Origin of the sequence: Janthinobacterium svalbardense, from assembly GCF_002327145.1 — a bacterium.
GTDB classification, from domain to species: domain Bacteria; phylum Pseudomonadota; class Gammaproteobacteria; order Burkholderiales; family Burkholderiaceae_D; genus Janthinobacterium; species Janthinobacterium tructae.
Genome location: NZ_CP023422.1, coordinates 336057 through 356227 on the forward strand (window position 1 = coordinate 336057; position 20171 = coordinate 356227).

16 protein-coding genes and 2 pseudogenes are annotated in these 20171 nt (G+C 58.7%); 10 read left to right on the top strand and 8 right to left on the bottom strand.

The genetic code is table 11. From position 1 onward, the window contains the following. Positions 1-38: 38 nt before the first annotated feature. Entirely contained in the window at positions 39-527 is a 489-nt protein-coding gene (locus tag CNX70_RS01405; protein WP_096232874.1) for a DUF2938 domain-containing protein, read from the top strand. Here CNX70_RS01405 and CNX70_RS01410 read toward each other — a convergent pair. Then, positions 524-2989 carry a DUF3772 domain-containing protein gene (locus CNX70_RS01410; protein WP_167389595.1) on the bottom strand — a complete coding sequence of 822 codons (2466 nt, stop codon included), beginning with the start codon at positions 2987-2989 and terminating at the stop codon, positions 524-526. The two genes, CNX70_RS01405 and CNX70_RS01410, sit on opposite strands and share 4 nt — an antisense overlap. A gap of 315 nt (positions 2990-3304) precedes the next feature. Between CNX70_RS01410 and CNX70_RS01415 the strand changes: the two genes are divergently transcribed. Both CNX70_RS01415 and CNX70_RS01420 read left to right on the top strand, forming a co-directional pair. Beyond that, entirely contained in the window at positions 3305-3634 is a 330-nt protein-coding gene (locus CNX70_RS01415; RefSeq protein ID WP_096232878.1) for a helix-turn-helix domain-containing protein, read from the top strand. Further along, positions 3621-4865, top strand: a complete 1245-nt coding sequence (locus tag CNX70_RS01420; protein ID WP_096232881.1) for a type II toxin-antitoxin system HipA family toxin — start codon at positions 3621-3623, stop codon at positions 4863-4865. Before CNX70_RS01415 ends, CNX70_RS01420 begins: the two co-directional genes overlap by 14 nt. Positions 4866-4898: 33 nt before the next feature. On the opposite strand, the gene CNX70_RS01425 is transcribed toward CNX70_RS01420, so the two are convergent. The 3 genes and pseudogenes from CNX70_RS01425 to msuE all read right to left on the bottom strand — a co-directional run bounded on the left by CNX70_RS01425 (position 4899) and on the right by msuE (position 7579). Beyond that, positions 4899-5924: a methionine synthase gene (locus tag CNX70_RS01425; RefSeq protein ID WP_096232883.1), complete on the bottom strand. Its 1026-nt coding sequence runs from the start codon at positions 5922-5924 to the stop codon at positions 4899-4901. Between the two features lie 23 nt (positions 5925-5947). After that, positions 5948-6927 (bottom strand): annotated as a pseudogene (locus CNX70_RS01430) (DUF1852 domain-containing protein). Between the two features lie 70 nt (positions 6928-6997). Further along, a complete protein-coding gene (gene msuE, locus CNX70_RS01435) occupies positions 6998-7579 on the bottom strand; it encodes an FMN reductase (protein ID WP_096232885.1) in 582 nt (193 codons plus the stop codon). Positions 7580-7705: 126 nt separating this feature from the next. Here msuE and CNX70_RS01440 point away from each other — a divergent pair, with 126 nt between their 5' ends. Beyond that, positions 7706-8605 (top strand): LysR family transcriptional regulator, encoded by a 900-nt coding sequence (locus tag CNX70_RS01440; protein WP_096232887.1) that lies wholly within the window; start codon positions 7706-7708, stop codon positions 8603-8605. Between the two features lie 72 nt (positions 8606-8677). Here the strand turns inward: CNX70_RS01440 and CNX70_RS01445 are convergent, their stop codons facing one another. Then, positions 8678-9820, bottom strand: a complete 1143-nt coding sequence (locus CNX70_RS01445) for a serine hydrolase domain-containing protein (protein WP_208624480.1) — start codon at positions 9818-9820, stop codon at positions 8678-8680. Between the two features lie 520 nt (positions 9821-10340). After that, entirely contained in the window at positions 10341-11162 is an 822-nt protein-coding gene (locus CNX70_RS01450; protein ID WP_157750874.1) for a hypothetical protein, read from the bottom strand. A gap of 187 nt (positions 11163-11349) precedes the next feature. Here CNX70_RS01450 and CNX70_RS01455 point away from each other — a divergent pair. Together CNX70_RS01455 and CNX70_RS01460 are read left to right on the top strand one after the other, a co-directional pair. Next, positions 11350-12602 (top strand): IS3 family transposase gene (locus tag CNX70_RS01455; RefSeq protein WP_244198854.1). Its coding sequence is split into 2 segments (ribosomal slippage): positions 11350-11629 and positions 11629-12602, totalling 1254 coding nucleotides; the frame shifts between segments, so codons are not numbered across the junction. A 39-nt stretch (positions 12603-12641) separates the two neighbouring features. Next, positions 12642-12881, top strand: a pseudogene (locus CNX70_RS01460) (IS4 family transposase); the annotation flags it as partial. Here CNX70_RS01460 and CNX70_RS01465 read toward each other — a convergent pair. Then, positions 12846-13067 carry a helix-turn-helix domain-containing protein gene (locus CNX70_RS01465; protein WP_279629340.1) on the bottom strand — a complete coding sequence of 74 codons (222 nt, stop codon included), beginning with the start codon at positions 13065-13067 and terminating at the stop codon, positions 12846-12848. The pseudogene CNX70_RS01460 and the gene CNX70_RS01465 sit on opposite strands and share 36 nt — an antisense overlap. A 417-nt stretch (positions 13068-13484) precedes the next feature. Between CNX70_RS01465 and CNX70_RS01470 the strand changes: the two genes are divergently transcribed. From CNX70_RS01470 to istB, 3 genes are all read left to right on the top strand, one after another. Beyond that, positions 13485-13976, top strand: coding sequence for a helix-turn-helix domain-containing protein (locus CNX70_RS01470; protein ID WP_096232893.1), 492 nt, complete (start codon positions 13485-13487; stop codon positions 13974-13976). Between the two features lie 215 nt (positions 13977-14191). Continuing rightward, the gene (gene istA / locus CNX70_RS01475; protein ID WP_096238225.1) at positions 14192-15709 is read left to right on the top strand and encodes an IS21 family transposase; all 1518 of its coding nucleotides are present in this window, start codon (positions 14192-14194) and stop codon (positions 15707-15709) included. Beyond that, entirely contained in the window at positions 15702-16517 is an 816-nt protein-coding gene (istB, locus tag CNX70_RS01480) for an IS21-like element helper ATPase IstB (RefSeq protein ID WP_096232895.1), read from the top strand. The genes istA and istB overlap by 8 nt, the downstream gene beginning before the upstream one ends. A 277-nt stretch (positions 16518-16794) precedes the next feature. Here istB and CNX70_RS01485 read toward each other — a convergent pair whose 3' ends face one another. Further along, on the bottom strand, positions 16795-18369 hold the full coding sequence (locus CNX70_RS01485) for a TnsD family Tn7-like transposition protein (protein ID WP_157750876.1): 1575 nt from the start codon (positions 18367-18369) through the stop codon (positions 16795-16797). 101 nt (positions 18370-18470) lie between these two features. Between CNX70_RS01485 and CNX70_RS01490 the strand changes: the two genes are divergently transcribed. Further along, positions 18471-19723 (top strand): IS3 family transposase gene (locus tag CNX70_RS01490; RefSeq protein ID WP_244198854.1). Its coding sequence is split into 2 segments (ribosomal slippage): positions 18471-18750 and positions 18750-19723, totalling 1254 coding nucleotides; the frame shifts between segments, so codons are not numbered across the junction. Positions 19724-20171: the final 448 nt, after the last annotated feature.

Consider the following 20171-nt stretch of genomic DNA (forward strand, 5'->3'; position numbering starts at 1 on the left):
CATTCAAGCAATCAGTTGAATGTTATAGGATGATAACGATGCAAATACTCTGGCTCGATGCGCTGGCGATCGGCGTGGGCGCGACGGCGGTGATGGATGTGTGGGCGGTGGCCTTGAAGCGCTTCTGGTGCATCCCCTCGCTGAACTTGGCGATGGTGGGACGCTGGCTGGGCCACCTGCCGCGCGGTACCTTGACGCATGCCAACATCGCCCAGGCGGCGCCCGTGCGCGATGAAGCCATCCTGGGCTGGACCGCCCATTACGTGATCGGCGTGCTGTTTGCGGCCGTGCTGCTGGCGCTGGCGGGACAGGAGTGGGTGCAAGGGCCGACGTTTGCACCGGCGCTGCTGGCGGGCCTGGTGAGCGTGGCCGCGCCGTTCTGCATCTTGCAGCCGGGCATGGGCGCCGGCCTGGCCGCCAGCAAGACGCCACATCCGACCGCCGCCCGCCTGCGCAGCCTGATGGCCCACACGGCGTTCGGCATCGGCCTGTACCTGGCGGCGCTGCTGTGGTCGACGGTGCGTTAAGACGTCAGGGGTGGAACGGGCACGGGCGCGGGTACCGGTGGCGCTGCCGAGATCGCCGGCATTTCTGGCTGCGCCGGCAGTGTGCTCAGCACCATCGTGCTGGGCTTGGCAATCGCGATATGCGCCTCGTCCAGGCGCTTGAGCAGCTCGAACAGCAGGGCGCTGCGGATGCCCGACGTCAGGCGCGGCGACGAGGCAAAGCCGGTGGCGTTGAACAGCAACAGGCCATTGTCGATGCCATCGAGCTGCACATTCGGCGCCGGCGTATCAAGCACGTCGGGATTGTCGACAAAGACGGACAGGATCAGCGCGCGCGCCGCTTGCGCATCCGTGCCCAGCGGCAACGGCAGCTTGACTTGCACCAGGCCCAGCGGATTGGCGTGCGTGACGTTGCGCACCGTCTTGGTGATGAATTCCGAGTTCGGCACGATCACCGTGGAACGGTCGCCCAGCTGAATTTCCGTGGCGCGCACATTGATGCGGCGGATGTCGCCCTCCACGCCGCCCAACGAGACCCAGTCGCCCACTTTCACAGGACGCTCGGCCAATAAAATCAGGCCGGAAACGAAGTTCTGCACCACTGCCTGCAAGCCAAAACCGATACCCACCGACAAGGCCGACGCCACCCACGCGATGCGTTCCAGGCCGATGCCGGCAGCCGACAGGGCCAGCGCCACGGCCAGCACCCCGCCGATGTAGCCAAACAGGGTAATGAACGACACTTGCATGCCCGTATCGAGATTGGTGGTCGGCAAATAACTGTTTTGCAGCCAGCGCTTGAACAGGCCCAGCGCCACAAAGCCGACGACCAGCACCAGCAGGGCCTGGATCAGCGCGGCAGGGCGGATCGCCACCTCGCCGATGGCCAGGCCATCCTGCAGCTTGCCCACGCGCTGGAACAGCTCGCCCGGACCTTCACCGAACGGCGCCAGCAGCAGCATCAGGGCCAGCAGCACGACGATGGCGCGGCCGATGCCCGACAGCAGCACGGCCGCCTGGTCGCGCGCCTTGGGCGTGGCCAGCACGGGATTGACGACGTCCGGCGGCGGCGGCGTGGAGGCCAGCAGCATGCAGATATCATCAACCAGCACCGTCAGCAGATAGGTGCTGCCCACCACCACGATGACCCAGGCGATTTGCTTGGCAATAAAACTGCCGAAGGCCACATAGCCAACCAGCAAACTGATGACGCTCGACGCCAGCGCCAGCCACAGCAGCACCGTGACGCAACGCAGCCACAGCGGCGTGACCAGGGTGGCGGGATCGGCCTCGCGCAACAAGCGCCAGCTGCGCTCGGCGCGCATCAAGCCATAGGCGAGGGTCGTGCTCATCACCAGGGCGACGATGCAATTGACGGCCACGGCCGTCGACAGGCCCGCATTGATGACGATGGTGACGCGTTCCGTGGCCCATACGAGCACCACGATGAAGGCAAACGTCGATGGAAAATGGCGCAAGCGATGCGCCAGCGCGTCGGGCAGGGGAAGCAAGCGCCACGACACGCGCCAGGGCGACAGCAGCGCGTGGCCCAGGCCCGCCGTAAAACCGGCAAAACAGATGATGCCGATCAAGCTGCTGAGGAAAGTCGAAGTTTTTTCAGACAGGCCGCCCTCCCAGCGCAAGCCCATGGCCAGCAATTCGGCCACCAGGCCCGGCGTGGCCGCCGCCAGCACCAGCACGGCCAGCGCATGCAGCGAACGGCGCAAGCGGCCATGCGGCACGCGCGTGGCCGTGATCACCAGCAGATAGCGCGACACCCAGACGCTGGCGCCGATCACGGCCACGATACCGGCCAGTAAACCGCCCCAGGCCGACCACGGCGTGGCGCGTGCCGCATTCGCCAATTCCAGCTCCAGCGCCCGCAGGCGTTGCAGATTCTGCGGCAATTCGGCATGCAGCTGTTTCCAGAAGGAACCGGCCAAAATCGATGCCGTGCGCTCGCCCAGGCGCGCCTGCAGCTGCGCGCGGCGCGCCGTCGACACCTGCTCGGACGCCTGCGTCGCTTCCACAGCCAGCAAGCGCGCCAGTTTTACTTGCGCATCGAGCGCGCTGCTGGTGCGGTCCAGCTGGCTGCGCTGCGCCGCCACGTCAGGGGCCTCTTTCGTGCCCGCCGCCGGTTTGCCCAGCTCGGCCAGCCGCGCCTGCACGCTCGACAGGGTAGGCGCGAGCGCATCGGCCACCTGGTCCGCCTCGGCGCTGGCCGCCAGCGCATCGGCACGCATCTGCGACAGAGTCGCGTCATCGAGATCGGCATCGCCATCGAGCGCCTTCTGGATGGTCGTAATTTGCTTGCGCAAGCCATCGAGGCGCTGATCGGCTGTGGCGGCATCGTCGACGGGCTGCGACCAGGCCGGTGGCGCCGATAGCGAGCACGCCAGCAGCAGGGTCAATAGCAGCGGCAATAGCCAGCCACGCCAGGGCTGGCGCGGGGGAGAAAAATGGGGGGTACGGAATGAGATCATGCGGTCCTATCGGCCAGGTCAATACGGGTGAAAGCGAAACAGCATCGCGCCGGCAGGCGCTGCTGCAAAGAGCAGCGGCGGGGCGATGGGTATTACGGGAGTTGCTGAACTGTACGGCAAACAGCGACAGCCTAGCGCACTCCAGCGATAGATGGCGGAAATTTTCGTGCGGCAAGAAACTGGGAAATATAGATGAACATAAAATTGTATTTATAATGGTTAAGTTAAATTTTATGTTTATATATCATGAAACAATAACAAACATATTCTTTCAATTAAGGACTACAATATAAAAATTATGTTCAGCTCCTTATCATGACAAAACGTGCCCGCCCGGAAGACGCCATGCCGACGCTCGTCAACGAGCGGCTCAGGATATGGGGCCAGTGCGTGCGCAAGCAGCGGGTGCAGCAAAACATCACGGCACGCGACCTGTGTGCCCGCCTCGACATTTCGCATCCCACCCTGCAACGCATGGAACGGGGCGAAGCATCCGTCAACGTGGGCTTGTTCCTGGCCGCCTTCCACGTACTCGGCATCCTCGCCATCACGGCGCCTGAACCCGACGTGGCGCTGTGGCAAATGGACAGCCCCAACATCCGCAGCCGCCCCGCCTTGAACGAGCACGACGATGGCTACTTCTAGCCGTCCCTTGTTTGTCTATCTGCAGCGGCCCGACAACGGCGCGTGGGTAGTGGTGGGCCGCTATGTGCTCGATGCGCAGACCGGCATCGGCAGCTTTCTGTACGCGCCCAGCTATGCCGATGCAGGCTTGTCCTGGAGCATCGATCCCGTCAATCTGCCTTTCATTCCCGGCATGGAACACCTGGCGCGCCGCTATGGCGGCCTGCATGACGTGCTGCGCGACGCAAGTCCGGATTCCTGGGGGCAGATGCTGATACGCCGCGAACACCAGCTGGGAGAAAAAGCCACGGCGATCCAGTTCTTGCGCCTGTCCGGCAACGGCGACCGCTGGGGTGCGCTGGCCGTGGGCGATACGCCCAAACCGAACATTGCCAAGCTGGCCAGCCCCAGGCTACATCAGCTTGACGCGCTGGTGCAGGAACTGTTGGCCATTGCGGACAGCCGGCCGCCACTCAATGCGCCCTTGCGCAAGCGCCTGTTCGCGACCCCGAGCATGGGCGGCGCACGGCCGAAGGCCACGGCGCAGGACGGTGAAGATTACTGGCTGGTGAAACCGGGACTGATGACCGATACGGTCGACCTGGCACTACTGGAACATGCAACGATGCAATGGGGCAAGGCGGCCGGCCTGCGTTTCGCCGACACGCGCCACCATGCATTGACGGCCGAACGCAGCGTGGTGCGCATCCTGCGTTACGACCGGCGCGGCGCGCAACGCGTCATGACGGTCAGTGCCGCTTCGCTGCTGCAAGTGCAATATCCGCCGGTGGACGCGGCCGACAGCGATGGCGCCAGCTATCCCCGCCTGGCCGAGGAGCTCCGGCGCATCGGCGCGCCACCGGAAGACGCCATCGAGCTGTTCGGCCGCATGGTCTTCAACGGCGTCGTCGGCAACAACGACGACCATCCGCGCAACCACGCCGTGCTGTTTGACCTGGATGAACAGCGCTGGCGCCTCTCGCCCGCGTTCGATGTCGTGCCGGATACGGAAGACGACCCGCAAACGCTGGTCATGCAAGTGAGCGCCGGGCGCCGCGACATCACGCGCGACGCCATGCTGCGCGATCACACCCGTTTCGGCTTCGCCACGCGCCAGCAGGCAGAGGAGTATCTCGATGCCTTGCTGGTGCGCATCGCGGACGCTTTTGCGCAAGTGGCGCCGCTGCTGAACGCAGCCTTGCGGGCACGGATGGCGGAGCGCTTGCGGGGGATGCTGGTGCGGTTGGCTTAGGCGCAGGCGGGGTTTCGGTATTTCCCCAGCCTGTTAAGAGATTTCTCTGCGGATGATTTCCGCACCTGCACTAAGCGCATGCAATTTGCCTCTTGCTACCTGACGCGACAAGGGCGCCATGCCACAGTTGGTGCTCGGATAGAGCTTGTCGGCATCGACAAAGCGCAGTGCCTTGCGCAGGGTGTCGGCCACTTCCTGCGGCGTTTCAATGGTATTGCTTGCCACGTCGATGGCGCCGACCATCACCTTCTTGCCTCGAATGAGTTCAATCAGGTCGATCGGCACACGCGAGTTGTGGCATTCCAGCGAGATGATGTCGATATTCGATTGCTGCAGCTTGGGGAACGATTCTTCATATTGGCGCCACTCGGAGCCCAGCGTATTTTTCCAGTCGGTATTGGCCTTGATGCCGTAGCCATAGCAAATATGCACGGCCGTTTCGCATTTGAGGCCCTCGATTGCCCTTTCCAGCGTGGCAATCCCCCAATCATTGACTTCATCAAAGAACACATTGAATGCGGGTTCGTCAAACTGGATGATGTCGACGCCGGCCGCCTCCAGTTCCCTGGCTTCCTGATTGAGGATCTTGGCGAATTCCCAGGCCAGTTTTTCGCGGCTTTTATAGTGGCTGTCATACAGCGTATCGATCATCGTCATGGGACCCGGCAAGGCCCATTTGATGGGCTGCGTGGTTTGCTGACGCAAAAACCTGGCGTCGTCGACAAACACCGGCTTGGTGCGGCTCACCGCGCCCACGACGGTCGGCACGCTCGCATCGTAGCGGTCACGAATTCTGACGGTCTCGCGCTTGTCAAAATCAACGCCGCTCAGATGCTCGATAAACGTGGTGACGAAATGCTGGCGGGTCTGCTCGCCATCGCTGACGATATCGATGCCAGCCTGCTGCTGTTCCTGCAGTGACAAACGTAAAGCATCTTGTTTGCCCTCAAACAATTCCTCGTCCTGTAATTTCCACGGCGACCAGAGTTTTTCAGGCTGCGCCAGCCAGGAAGGTTTGGGCAAGCTGCCGGCAGTGGATGTAGGCAATAATTTTTTCATGATGGTAATTTCGTATATTGTGATTAAGCAGACAGCGTGGCGGCAGTCCATTGTTCAAGAATATGCTTATAGGGCTTGATGAAGTGCTCTTCCGTATATTTGCCCTGCTTGACAGCCAGCTGGCTGCGCTCTTCCCGGTCATAGACAATTTGCGTCAATGAATAATCCTGATTCTTCAGGCTGGGCTGATAGCATTTCCCCGCTGCGGAATTGGCATTGTAAATTTCGGGCCGGTAGATCTTTTGGAACGTTTCCATCGTGCTGATGGTGCCGATCAGCTCAAGATTGGTGTAGTCGCCCAGCAGGTCGCCGATAAAATAAAATGCCAGCGGTGCCGCACTGTTTGGCGGCATGAAATAGCGCACCTGCATCCCCATTTTCTCGAAATATGCATCCGTCGAGGAGAACTCATTTTGTTGATACTCGACGCCCAGGATGGGATGCTGGTTTTCAGTGCGCTGATAGATCTTGCTGCTCGAGGCGCTGAGGCAGATCACCGGCGCCTTGCTGAAGTGCGCTTTGTAAGTATGTGAATTGACAAAGTGTTTGAACAGCTTGCCATGAAAGTCGCCAAAATCATCGGGTGCACTGAATGCAGATTTATTATTGTTGTGCTCTGCCAGCAGCACGCTGAAGTCGTAATCGCGCACGTAAGAGGAGAAGTTATTGCCGGCAATGCCGTCGATGCGCTCTCCGGTTTTTTTATCCAGGATATTCGGCTTCAATATCTCGATCAATGGGATGTTGCCCCTGCGACAGCAATATTTAATTCTACGGAAATGATTTCAAGCTCAACTGAGTAGCGGTCTGCCTTCGGGTTGTCCCAATGGGCCAGGTTGTTGAAGCGATTGGCTATCATTTTCAGGGTGTTGCGCAAGTTCTCCTGGCGACGCTCTCCCCTGGCCAGATTGGCAAAGTTGGTTGTCAGGCGTGTATTGTCCGATGGGTGATAGTTTTCATCGAAAACAATGCTCTTGATGCTGAATACAAAATCTTGGCTCATGGTGATCTGGTGTCCTGTTTGCTGCGAAAAGATGAATGTGTTGATTGCCTGGTGACCGTGGGGATGCGTATCAGGCCGCGACCAGCTCTTCAGCGGTGGCCGATTGCGCATGGCGCGTCAGGCCGATCAAGGGCAATGCCCGTTGCACCGCCAGTGTCGCCCGCTGGATCAGGGCTTCGCTCTGCAGACGGTAGTCGAGGAAATCCTGGTCGGTCGCGTAGACGCCCAGCGGCAAGGTGCGCGCCTGGAAAAAGCTGAACAGCGGCCGCAACTGGTGGTCGATCATCAGGGCATGGCGCTCGCTGCCGCCGGTGGCCGCCAGCAAAACGGGCTTGTCGATCAGGGCGTCCTGATGAATGAAGTCGAAGAAGTGCTTGAACAGTCCCGTGTAGGCGCCGCGAAAGACCGGTGTTGCCACCACCAGGATGTCGGCTTGCTCGACCGCCGCAAGTTCCCGCTCCACCGTCTCGGGCAGGTGGGAGCGCCAGGTCGCGCCCGCGAGCTGCGGTGCCAGCTGGCCCAGTTCGACCAGGCGCTGTTCGCACAGCACTTCATCGGCGATCAGGTCCATCAGGTGCTCTGCCAGGGCTGCCGCCTTGGAAGGACGTTGCAGCCCGCCGGAGACGGCGACTAGACGCAGGGGACGTGTCATGTTTGCTTTCATAGGGAGTGATGCGCAAGGGCGAAGAATGCCAACAGCAAGAGGATGGATGATAGCGGGGGAATCGATGAAGTATAATGGTCTTATTTCATACATCCATGAATATGGCTCATCTCAATGCTTGAACGCATCCACCTCAGCATCGTCCAGCAGGTCGAAAAACAAGGCTCGTTGACTGCCGCCGCAGGCGTGCTGCACCTGACCCAGTCGGCCCTGAGCCACAGCATGAAGAAGCTGGAGCAGCAACTGGGCACCGACGTCTGGCTGCGCGAAGGGCGCAACCTGCGCCTGACGCAGGCCGGCCAGTACCTGCTGGCGGTGGCGAACCGGGTGCTGCCGCAACTCGACCTGGCCGAAGAGCGCCTGGGGCAATTCGCGCAGGGCGAGCGCGGTGCGCTGCGCATCGGCATGGAATGCCACCCTTGCTACCAGTGGCTGCTCAAAGTGGTGTCGCCCTATCTGGCCGCCTGGCCCGATGTGGATGTGGACGTCAAGCAGAAGTTCCAGTTCGGCGGAATCGGTGCGCTGTTCGGCTACGAGATCGACCTGCTGGTCACGCCCGACCCGCTGTACAAGCCGGGGCTGACATTCGAACCTGTGTTCGACTACGAGCAGGTGCTGGTCGTGGCCAAGGGCCATGCCCTCGCTTCAGCGGCGTATGTGAAGCCACAGCAACTGACCCAGGAAGTGCTCATCAGCTACCCCGTCGACATCGAGCGCCTGGACATCTACAACCAGTTCCTCTTGCCGGCCGGTGTCACGCCCAAACGCCACAAAGCCATTGAAACGACCGATATCATGCTGCAGATGGTGGCCAGCGGCCGCGGCGTGGCCGCCCTGCCGCGCTGGCTGGTCGAAGAATACGCAGCCAAGATGGACGTGGTGCCGGTGCGCCTGGGCGCGCGCGGCATCGCCAAGCAGATCTTCCTGGGAGCACGCGAGACGGACACCGCCATCGACTACATGCGCGCCTTCATCGAGCTGGCACGCCAGCCGGCCATTGCGCAAGAAAGCTAAGACAAGCCCCTTGGCACGCCTATTCGCTGGAAGCCAGTGCGAAGCACATACCTGCACAGAGCGCCGAGGATCTTACTTCGCGCTTTCCATGGATTCCACCGTGTCGAAGATATGCGCCAGCGCGCTTTCCATGGCGCCGGCGGTACCGTTGCCGCTCTGGTTGGTGATGATGAAGACCCCTAGCTGATATTTGGGAACGACGTAGGCGTAGCTTTGCGCACGTGGCACGCCGCCATGGTGTACATAGTGCGTGCCCAGCTGGCGATTGCTGCCGATGTTCCAGAAATAACCGATGCTGAAGTCGTCCTGAAAGCGCGCCAAAGGCTGGTGCGATTCGACGACCGCGGGATGGGCGCTCAGTTGCAGGCGCAGGTATTTCGCCATATCCGGCATGGTCGACTTCAGGTTGCCCGCCGCCCCCCAAGGCAGTTGTGGCATCGGTGTGGTCATGACGGGATTGTCGCTGTGGTAGCCGGGCGCCAGCCGGCCGGTATCCCTGGCGGTGATTCTCAGCCTGGTATCTTGCATGCCGGCTTCACGCGCAAGGAATTGCGTGAGCTGGACGTCATAGGGCATGCCGTAGATTTTTTCGAGCGTGTGCGCAATGAGTTCGCTACCGGCGCTGGAGTACGCGTAGTCCTGACCAAGCGGACCCTTGATGCTGACGGTGTGCAAGTCCTGCCAGAATTGCTGTTGTCCGTAGCCGGCGTAGGCGGCATTGAGCTTTGCCGGCGTGGCGTGTGCCGTGAAATCCTGCAAGACGGTGTTCACCTGCAATGGCAGCATGCCCGGCATATTGCTGGTGTGCGTGACCAAATGGCGCAAGCGAATGGGCTGCCCCTGCGACTGCAGGTTCGGGTAGGCATCCGCCAGGTACTTTTGTATGGGATCGTCGAGCGCCGCCTTCCCATCCAGCACAGCGTTCGCCAGCAGCAGGCCAGCAAAAGTTTTGCTGACCGAGCCGATTTCATACAGCGTTGTATCGTTCGGCGGATTGGCTTTGCCGGTCTCCAGCTCGCCTTGATGCAGAATGAATTCCTTGCCGCGATACACGACAGCAATCGAGGTCGCATGCAGCAATTTTGACTGCAGCAGGGTGGTCGCGGTCTCGCGCATGGCCGCAGGAATGTCCTGCGCAGGTGCCGTGGCTGCGGGCTTGCAAGCGGCCAGCACGAGTGTCATGCCAGTCATGATTGCGGCGAGTTTGATCATCATGCGCACCATCCAGGGGGGAGGGGCATTCTCGCACAATGGGTTCAGCGGTGACAGAAAAAAGTCACTCGTATGGTTTTTCCAGATAGTGAACGGCGGTGCTGGATAAAAGAAAACACCACCCGGAAGTGGCGTTTTCTTTGTATTCTTGGTGGCCCTGAACTGAGACAACAAAGTCCGTCAGATAGTGAGATCCTAAGTCTATGATTTTTTGACACTTTTTCCTGACTACGCAACTATGTAAAGTCCGTCGGATATTCCGAAAAACTAGTCTACCCAGATTTAATGCGGCGAAAGTCCGTAGGAATATCGCAGGCATCGGCAAAAAAACGACAGTAACGAGCGCTGGCAGGTTGCCTTCTACTGCAGCGATGGCTATCACCAAGCTGCTTGGATGAAAATTCTTTCCCACCACTAAATATAGCTTTAGACATCGCCCCCTCCTTTCCCGATATCGCGCCCATCTCTTCTCATCAAACCACTGATGAGACGAGATGGCAAGTTTGGCTTAAAGGCAGATATCTTATCTCAGTTGATCCGAGTGGTGGATAGGCAGTTTCCCCGCTTCAAGTGCCCGCGCTAGTATACCTACGAACCGTGGCATTTTCTCCAGTTTGGCTGTTATGGTATGCACTACCGAGTTGAGGTCACGCTCCTCAAGACGGAGTGTTCCCAAGCCTATCGCAAGTAAAAATTCGGTCAAGGCCTCCCCGTCTTCAAACTCTGCCTTATCTATCATTTTCAAAATGTGGTCCGTCATGTTCGCGCTGTTTGCAACGTCATTGGATGACGCATAGTTCAATTCGCCGTTTCTCGCGGCACGCAGCAGTGCTGCCTGGATAACTCCGTCGTTAAATCGTAAAAAATTTGTTGGAGACAGCACTTTACGCTCGTACTGACTAGATCGTAGATTCTCAGCAGCAGTAGTCTCTCGCAAGTTATTTAATAGGGCGGAAATTACTACAAATACATCTACCTGATCTAATGCTTTCTGTCCATCCTCGGTTGGAAGCAATACAAAATTGGAACGAATCGCCAGCGCCTTACCTGCGGAATCCGGCCAAAAAAGAGCATCCGTTAGACCTTCCGCAGTGGCGGAATTTAATTGCTTGCGGCGTGCGGCTAGATTGTCGGGCACATCTTCACCAATGCTTTCCAACCAATCAATCAAAACCTTAATGCAGCTTAACTCCTTATCCCAAGAATTCTCTGCGCGATCATCCGGTAGGTAAAGCTCATACATTCTGTGAAGGGAGTAGGTTCCGGCCCCTCGATCTCCAAAAGTCAGATTCGTGACTATTCCTTTTGCTTGCCCAACCGATTTTGCTCGAATAAATGGGAACAAGTAGACCGCTGTCCCTCCGGGAATTTTCGAACGTAAGTCCCGGTTGATACCCATAAGTTCAACGGGGTCGTCGACGCAAGGGCTTAGGACGATAGCGCACCCGTTTACTACGGCAGCACTAGCCTATAGTGGATCCCGAATCTGAGACGATGGTTTAAGCTGTGGTCCGCGAAAGGGATGACAGCAAATGAGTGAAGGAAAAAAACGTCGGGTACACACGGCTGAGTTCAAGGCCAAGGTCGGTCTGGAGGCCGTTCGCGGTGTCAAGACGGTGACGGAGATCGCGCAAGAGTTCGGCGTGCATCCGGTGCTGGTGGGACAGTGGAAAAAGGAAATCCTGGAGAACGCGGGGGTGCTGTTCGACACCAAGCGCGGCCCCAAGCCGATCGATGAAAGCAGCCCCGAGGATAAGCTGTACGGTGAGATCGGTCGGCTGAAGATGGAAGTGGATTGGCTTAAAAAAAAGCTGGGGCCGTGAGCCGGGAGGAGCGCTTGGGCTGGATCGAAACCGGGCACGAGAAGCTGCCCGTGACGCGCCAATGCGAGCTGGCAAGCGTGCCGCGCGCGACGGTGTACCGGCAGATCGACGCTGCATCCAGGCAGGCATGTGAAGACGAGAGCGACCTGCAGCTGCGCACGCTGATCGACGAGGAATACACCAGCCGGCCTTTTTATGGCAGCAGGCGGATGGTTGTGTCCTTGCGTGTGGCCGGCTACGTGGTCAACCGCAAGCGCGTGCAGCGCCTGATGCGCGGCATGGGCTTGGCGGGTATGGCGCCGGGGCCTAACACGAGCCGTGCGCATCCTCTGCACAAGGTTTATCCGTACCTGTTGCGCGGCGTGCCGGTGACGCGGCCGAACCAGGTGTGGTCGACAGATATCACTTACATTCGATTGGCGCGGGGCTTCGCGTATCTGGTGGCAATCATCGACTGGTACAGCCGCAAGGTGCTGTCTTGGCGCATCAGCAACAGCATGGACGCGTCGTTCTGCGTGGACTGCCTGGACGATGCCGTGCGCCGCCATGGAAGGCCTGAGGTGTTCAACAGCGATCAAGGTTCGCAGTTCACCAGCACGGCTTTCACCGATGTGCTCAAGCGCGAAGGCGTCGCCATCAGCATGGACGGGCGTGGACGAGCGCTGGACAACATCTTCGTCGAGCGGCTGTGGCGCAACGTGAAGTACGAGGATGTGTACCTGAAGGGGTACGCCAATATGGCGGAATTGATGGTGGGCCTGGCGCAGTATTTCGCGTTCTATAACGCCGAGCGACCGCACCAGTCGCTCAGCTACCAGACGCCCGACCAAGTCTACCGCGACGGCGTCGGCGGCGGTGCGCTGATCGTCGACCGGTTCGGTGACGACGATAAAAAGTCACAGGAAAAGAGCAATACGGGTCAGCGCCGGGCAGCTGAAGCAGTGGAAACGGGCACAGCTTAAATTAGTCGGCAAAGTGTCTTGACTGATGGATCCACTTTACTGTTCTTCGACCCCGATGAGATTCAAGCGGCCTACCTGCTGCGCAAAAAAACACCGCCAGACAAACCCCGCCTGAATGACGTTCTGCGCCAGGTCGCCTGTATCGGCGGGTTCCTGGCTCGCAAGAGCGATGGCGAGCCCGGCGTTAAGACGATCTGGCTTGGATTGAAGGATGTTCACGTGGCGGTGGAAACGATACGCACGCTACGTGAAATTGGGGCGCTCAAAAGTTGTGTATAACGAGGTGACTTGAAGTGCAGAAGCCAGTTTAAAAATGACGCGAACCGTAGGCTGATTGATTCCACGCTCGATCAAGCTCACAAAATTTCGCTCAATGTCTGCAGCGAATGCAAGTTGCTCTTGCGACATCCCCGCTTCTTTTCTGAGCACACGCAGTACCTGACCATAAGCGATCGCTGGATCCAAGCAATTCTCCCAATATATTGGTAAGAATCTTCCGTGTTGGAGACCGTGAAGTCTTCACAATATATTGGTAATTTAAAACTATGAAGTCGAGGTTCTTTTTGTCAAATAGACGTATAGAGAGCTGCAGCGAGCAGGTAAGCGTGAAGCCTGCACCGGCTGTAGGGCGGATGTCGCTACCGGCGTAATTTGGCTCCGCCATGGGCCGGCAAGTATCACAGAGCTCCAGGTCAACCGACTCGACTACCTCCATCCCTGAAACTGCGCCGCGCAGCTCGCCCCAGCTTAAAAAATACGCCGCTTCCCAGGGGGATGATGCCATCATTGAGCGATTCGGCGCCGGGCTCAAGACGGCATGTCCTTTATGGCTATGTTGCAAACAGATATAAAATATTTTGTACATTCACAGAACGGTAGCTCATGCATATCTACGAAGTCGGCAAAGTAGTCCGCGCCCGTCGCCTGGCACTCGGTTTGACGCAGCAACGCTTAGCGAAGTTGGCTGGTCTGTCGCGCCAGACGGTGCAGCAGCTGGAAGCTGGAACCATTAGTGACTTGAGTTTCGGGCGCGTGGTTAAGCTGCTCGGGGTACTCGGACTCAGTTTTTCCCCGCCATCGATCGAAGCCAGGGAGAAAAAGCGCGGCTTGTGGATGGCGGCAAAGAACGCTAGTGTCAGTTACAGGGGCGAACTGCATAGCGACCAGTTACAGCATGCTTTGGCTACCGGCCAAGTACCGGCTAACCACAAATCCCATTTACTACACTTCCTAGACGAAACGCCCCTGCAGGTGGTTGTGATGGCGGTCGAGGAAACCGCTCATCTGGAAGCCGTCCCACCTGCACGCATTTGGGCATGCGTCGCCCAGTTGGCCAGTCAACTCGGAAGTGTGCGTAGCGATCTCTGGCTGTAGCCGTAGCTGCGGCGGCTCGTGTTCTAAAACGGGCATGCTCGTACTTGGTAAGCATGGTTGAAAACACGAAGACTCGATCTATATGCGATTTCTGACGGCTGTTGGCGCCGACCGAAAACTGACCCACCTATAGCTGTTGTGCCGACCCAAAATTGACCCAGGTGTTCTACTGCTCCTGCCTAATTATTAGGCGGGAGATATACAAGGTGATCAACATGGAAATGTTAGGCAAAGTTCGACGTATGCATCTGCGCGACAAGCTGTCGCTGCATGAAATTTCAAAACGCACGGGACTGTCCCGCAATACGCTGCGCAAGTGGCTCCGACAGCCGGAAGAGAACGTGGTTTCCCCGCCGAGCTACCGGCGCGGCGCGGTAACGACCAAGCTCGCGCCGTTTCATACCAGACTGGAATTGGCCCTCAAGGCCGACGCGCTGCGCATCAAGCAGAACCGCCGATCCAGCAAGGCCTTGTTCCTTCACATTAAAGCCGAGGGCTACAGCGGCAGCTATAGCCGCGTCACCGATTTCACCCGTGAGTGGCGCGGCCGCGAAGGCAACGCGCCGCGCGCTTTCGTGCCGCTCAGCTTCGAGCAGGGCGAGGCCTTCCAGTTCGACTGGAGCGAGGAAGGTCTGGTGGTCGGCGGCATCTACCGTCGCATGCAGGTGTCGCACATGAAGCTGTGCGCCAGCCGCGCGTTCTGGCTGGTGGCTTACCCGAGCCAGGGCCACGAGATGCTGTTCGATGCCCACTCCCGTTCATTCGCGGCGCTCGGTGGCGTGCCGCGCCGGGGTATCTACGACAACATGAAGACGGCGGTCGACAAGGTGAACAAGGGCAAAGGGCGGATCGTCAATGCCCGCCTCTCCGTCATGTGTGCCCATTATTTGTTCGACGCCGACTTCTGCAACGTCGCCTCGGGTTGGGAAAAAGGCGTGGTCGAGAAAAACGTGCAGGACAGCCGGCGCCGCATCTGGATCGAGGCGCAGACCTTGCGTTTCGCTTCCTTCGTCGAACTCAATGTCTGGCTGGCCGGGCGCTGCCGCGCGCTGTGGCACGAGGTGCGGCACCCCGAGCACCCGGCGTTGAGCGTGGCCGAGATGCTGGAACAGGAGCAGTCGCAGCTGATGCCGATGCCCACGCCGTTCGACGGCTACGTGGAGAAACCGTCGCGGGTATCGTCCACTTGCCTGGTGACGGTGAGCCGCAACCGCTACTCGGTGCCGTGCGAGTTCGCCGGGCAGATGGTCAGCGCGCGGCTGTATCCGGGCAAAGTGTGCGTCGTCGCCGGCGACGCCATCGTGGCCAGCCATGAGCGCGTGGCCGAGCGCGGCCAGGTGCTTTACGACTGGCAGCACTACATCCCGCTGGTGCAGCGCAAACCGGGGGCGCTGCGCAACGGCGCGCCGTTCGCCGACTTGCCGGTGCCATTGCTGCGACTCAAACAGGGCCTGCTGCGCCACGCCGGTGGCGACAAGGTGATGGCGCAAGTGCTGGCCGCCGTGCCCACGGCGGGGCTGGCGGCGGTACTGGTGGCTGTGGAACTGGTGGTGGAGTCGGGGGTGCTGAGCGCCGAGCACGTCGAAAATGTGCTGGCGCGGCTCAATGCCGGCCCGGTGCCGGCGACGGTCGAGACCAGTTTGCAATTGAAGGACGCGCCGGTCGCCAACACGGGCCGCTACGACAGCTTGCGCACCACCGGCGGCGATCTGGTGGAGGTCGATCATGCGTGATATCGGTGCCGAACTGAAAGAACTGCGCCTGCACGGCATGGTCAGCGCCTGGGACGAATTGAAGGAACAAGACGAGAGCGCGGTGGCGGCGTCACAGTGGCTGATCGCACACCTGCCGCAAGCCGAACATACCGACCGGGCCATGCGTTCGGTCAGTCACCAGATGTTTGCCGCCAAGTTCCCCTTGCATCGCGATCTGGCCGGCTTCGACTTCGCATCAAGCAAGGTCGATCAGCCGCTGGTGCGCCAGCTTGCCACGCTGACGTTTACCGACACGGCGCAAAACGTCGTGCTGATCGGCGGCCCGGGCACCGGCAAGACCCATCTGGCCACCGCGATGGCCGTGTCGGGCATCGCGACCAAAGGCAAACGGGTGCGCTTTTACTCCACCGTCGACCTGGTCAATGTGCTCGAGCGCGAAAAGCGCGACGGCAAGGCGGGCCGACTGGCGCTGTCGCTGCTGCGGATCGACCTGGTGGTGCTGGATGAACTCGGGTATTTGCCGTTCAGCCAGGCCGGCGGCGCCTTGCTGTTTCACTTGCTGTCGAAATTGTACGAGCACACCAGCGTCATCATTATCACCAACTTGAGCTTCGCCGAATGGTCGAACGTGTTCGGCGACGCTAAGATGACCACGGCCTTGCTGGACCGGCTGACCCACCATTGCCATATCGTGGAGACCGGAAACGAGTCGTACCGCTTCCAGCACAGCAGCATGGCGGCCAAGGGGCGGATCAAGGCGCGGGAGCAGAAGCGCAAAGCGGACAAGGCCGATCCGAACGTCGCTGGAGAGGATGCAAGTGAGTAAAAACGGAAAATGAACTAAATCGTTTATATCATTAAATAAAGTGCTAAAGCGGAAGTGGAATTCGTTCCGGGCTTCGCCCTCCACGAATTCCATTTCCATATTTGGTACACTTATCCACAGCTGCAACTCAAGAATGCAGCACCCCGCCCTGGGTCAAATTTGGATCGGCGCGGTGGGTCAATTTTAGGTCGGCGCCAACAGACGGCATCATCAAGATCTACAACTTGGCCACAGAAGCCCACCCACGTGGGTCAATCCGGCGTCAGAGCGAACAATCTCAGAAATCCAAGGGTCTTTGGCTACCTTTCAGATCCCGCCGGTCTAAAGCTCGCTCTATAGCCCAAACAGTCAGCGGCAAACGACTCAGAGACGATAGCTTCGCCTTCAATTCCGGTATCTCCTGATAGAGGTGCCAGAGCATTAATTTTTTTGTCCCCAGCGACAAAGATAATGCCAACGCGACTCGCTCGACCGCAGCGCTCAAATCCACGTCTCGCATGTCCCATCGCACTGATGTAGAGTCTTTGGAGGTCCGAGTCACATACGCTGGCGACTGTGCCACAAGCCACGTCCGGTCATTCCGATAGAGCCAAGCGTAGGTAGCAGGATGCATACGCCGTAGGAGCTTGATGCCGAGGTGCGCGTGCGAGCTCGTCAGCCCTTCCCACAAGGCGCGGGCATCATTCAAGGCATGCTGAAAACGTACTTCCTTCCATGCCGAGTGGAGGCCAATCTCAGTACGAAGCACGTGCGTGACGGTTTCGACGGATATCGAAAATTCTATTGCTACGGCGGCCTTATCGGCGCCTTCACGTAACCGCGCTATCAAGGATTCGCGAATCTCGTGTTTGAGCTTTTTCGGCCGACGTGAAACCTGGATACCCATTTGTGCTGCCCATGCCATCGCGGTCGCAGTATCGATACCGAGCTCAGCAGCGGCAGCACGGACGGAACTGCCATGGTCCTGGATAAGTGCGGCCAAATCTTCCTTTTTGTCGCCATGTAGAGGAGCCAGGTGCGGCTCAAATTCGTCATGTTTTCCTTGGGAAGCATGAACCTGCCACTTCGATACGACCTGAGCGTAGCGCTCAAGGAAACGCTCACAATCTCCAACTAACCAATCAATCATCACGATGTGGCGCAGGGGATGTGTTCCAGTTCTCGGGGTTCTTAAATGACGCGACAGCTGATGATAGGCCTCATCAACTGTCGCTGGCAGCGCAGCAAACTCTGGTAATTGACGTAATGGCCGGACATGAGCCTCAAACTGACTGGCAATCTCTCGAAGTCGAAACCCGCCCCTGGCGGTCACCAAATTTCTCCCGTCGAGTTCTGCTCGATAGAGTCTATGCAACTGTGCCACATCGAGGCGACCCAACGTTTCGTCTCGAATCAGATCCACCGTTAGCTTGGATATTCGAAACAAAGTGCCGGTCGGTGCGATATCAGCGCCCAGCTCGCTACCAAAAGTCCGAAAATGGGCTACATCTGGCAGATGCCAAAGAAACCGCTCAACACCATTAGCCTTCAGATTTGACTCATTAAGAAGACGCCCATGTACAGGGCATACCCATACACCTGGATATTGATGTTCCAGATGCCAGTAGGCCCAACCAACTGCGTGTCGGTCGATCTCCATGCAGTCGACGCAAGCCTTGAGTGGGTGATTCGCACGAAATCGGCTAGTCAAAATTCCCATCTGAAATTTCAAGTTCGCCACTGATACGCCGCGTAGCACGACGACCGCTCGGCCCTCATCGCTCTGATCAATAAATTTGCGATAGTAGCGCAGCAAAGTTCGATCAGAACAGACATACCCAGCGGTGCCAAATTGCCCATTGGTACGAGCCACGAACTGATCGATACAACTCGGCAGATCATGCTGCGCACTATAGTGGATCCCGAATCTGAGACGATGGTTTAAGCTGTGGTCCGCGAAAGGGATGACAGCAAATGAGTGAAGGAAAAAAACGTCGGGTACACACGGCTGAGTTCAAGGCCAAGGTCGGTCTGGAGGCCGTTCGCGGTGTCAAGACGGTGACGGAGATCGCGCAAGAGTTCGGCGTGCATCCGGTGCTGGTGGGACAGTGGAAAAAGGAAATCCTGGAGAACGCGGGGGTGCTGTTCGACACCAAGCGCGGCCCCAAGCCGATCGATGAAAGCAGCCCCGAGGATAAGCTGTACGGTGAGATCGGTCGGCTGAAGATGGAAGTGGATTGGCTTAAAAAAAAGCTGGGGCCGTGAGCCGGGAGGAGCGCTTGGGCTGGATCGAAACCGGGCACGAGAAGCTGCCCGTGACGCGCCAATGCGAGCTGGCAAGCGTGCCGCGCGCGACGGTGTACCGGCAGATCGACGCTGCATCCAGGCAGGCATGTGAAGACGAGAGCGACCTGCAGCTGCGCACGCTGATCGACGAGGAATACACCAGCCGGCCTTTTTATGGCAGCAGGCGGATGGTTGTGTCCTTGCGTGTGGCCGGCTACGTGGTCAACCGCAAGCGCGTGCAGCGCCTGATGCGCGGCATGGGCTTGGCGGGTATGGCGCCGGGGCCTAACACGAGCCGTGCGCATCCTCTGCACAAGGTTTATCCGTACCTGTTGCGCGGCGTGCCGGTGACGCGGCCGAACCAGGTGTGGTCGACAGATATCACTTACATTCGATTGGCGCGGGGCTTCGCGTATCTGGTGGCAATCATCGACTGGTACAGCCGCAAGGTGCTGTCTTGGCGCATCAGCAACAGCATGGACGCGTCGTTCTGCGTGGACTGCCTGGACGATGCCGTGCGCCGCCATGGAAGGCCTGAGGTGTTCAACAGCGATCAAGGTTCGCAGTTCACCAGCACGGCTTTCACCGATGTGCTCAAGCGCGAAGGCGTCGCCATCAGCATGGACGGGCGTGGACGAGCGCTGGACAACATCTTCGTCGAGCGGCTGTGGCGCAACGTGAAGTACGAGGATGTGTACCTGAAGGGGTACGCCAATATGGCGGAATTGATGGTGGGCCTGGCGCAGTATTTCGCGTTCTATAACGCCGAGCGACCGCACCAGTCGCTCAGCTACCAGACGCCCGACCAAGTCTACCGCGACGGCGTCGGCGGCGGTGCGCTGATCGTCGACCGGTTCGGTGACGACGATAAAAAGTCACAGGAAAAGAGCAATACGGGTCAGCGCCGGGCAGCTGAAGCAGTGGAAACGGGCACAGCTTAAATTAGTCGGCAAAGTGTCTTGACTGATGGATCCACTTTACACCACCCCGTCGGTGACCGAACAACATGGTGTTTGTGTCGCTTCCCAGCCGACGTCCCCAGAAGTAATGATGTCGGCTGCAAAGACTAAATAGTGTCTCGTCGGGAAGCCAGGTTAGCATCCCGGTTCCCTCAAACAGACTGGCGGTGGCGGTCATTGGACTCTTTACGTCTGAGCTTCAAGATAAGAACGTCTATGCAAAAATTCCTGAGCCGTGCTTTGAACTTACGACATCTTACTGGATAAGAATCGTCTATTAGCGCCGTCGGCATTTGGTGCCCCACCTGCGACGATACATCAAGGAGCCCATGAATTTCGGTTTGCCGCGATCTATTTTTTGCCGAGCTCACGCAACTTTACTCGAATGATGGTGAGCGTCCTTCCATCCTTCCGATTAAGACAGAAATAC

Excerpts from the sequence above, each read along its gene's own strand:
- CNX70_RS01405 (WP_096232874.1), top strand. The coding sequence starts at position 39 with ATGCAAATACTCTGGCTCGATGCGCTGGCGATCGGCGTGGGCGCGACG.
- istB (WP_096232895.1), top strand. The coding sequence starts at position 15,702 with ATGCGTGATATCGGTGCCGAACTGAAAGAACTGCGCCTGCACGGCATG.
- CNX70_RS01470 (WP_096232893.1), top strand. The coding sequence starts at position 13,485 with ATGCATATCTACGAAGTCGGCAAAGTAGTCCGCGCCCGTCGCCTGGCA.
- CNX70_RS01410 (WP_167389595.1), bottom strand. The coding sequence starts at position 2,989 with ATGATCTCATTCCGTACCCCCCATTTTTCTCCCCCGCGCCAGCCCTGG.
- CNX70_RS01415 (WP_096232878.1), top strand. The coding sequence starts at position 3,305 with ATGACAAAACGTGCCCGCCCGGAAGACGCCATGCCGACGCTCGTCAAC.
- CNX70_RS01445 (WP_208624480.1), bottom strand. The coding sequence starts at position 9,820 with ATGATGATCAAACTCGCCGCAATCATGACTGGCATGACACTCGTGCTG.
- CNX70_RS01440 (WP_096232887.1), top strand. The coding sequence starts at position 7,706 with ATGCTTGAACGCATCCACCTCAGCATCGTCCAGCAGGTCGAAAAACAA.
- CNX70_RS01420 (WP_096232881.1), top strand. The coding sequence starts at position 3,621 with ATGGCTACTTCTAGCCGTCCCTTGTTTGTCTATCTGCAGCGGCCCGAC.
- istA (WP_096238225.1), top strand. The coding sequence starts at position 14,192 with ATGGAAATGTTAGGCAAAGTTCGACGTATGCATCTGCGCGACAAGCTG.
- CNX70_RS01425 (WP_096232883.1), bottom strand. The coding sequence starts at position 5,924 with ATGAAAAAATTATTGCCTACATCCACTGCCGGCAGCTTGCCCAAACCT.
- msuE (WP_096232885.1), bottom strand. The coding sequence starts at position 7,579 with ATGACACGTCCCCTGCGTCTAGTCGCCGTCTCCGGCGGGCTGCAACGT.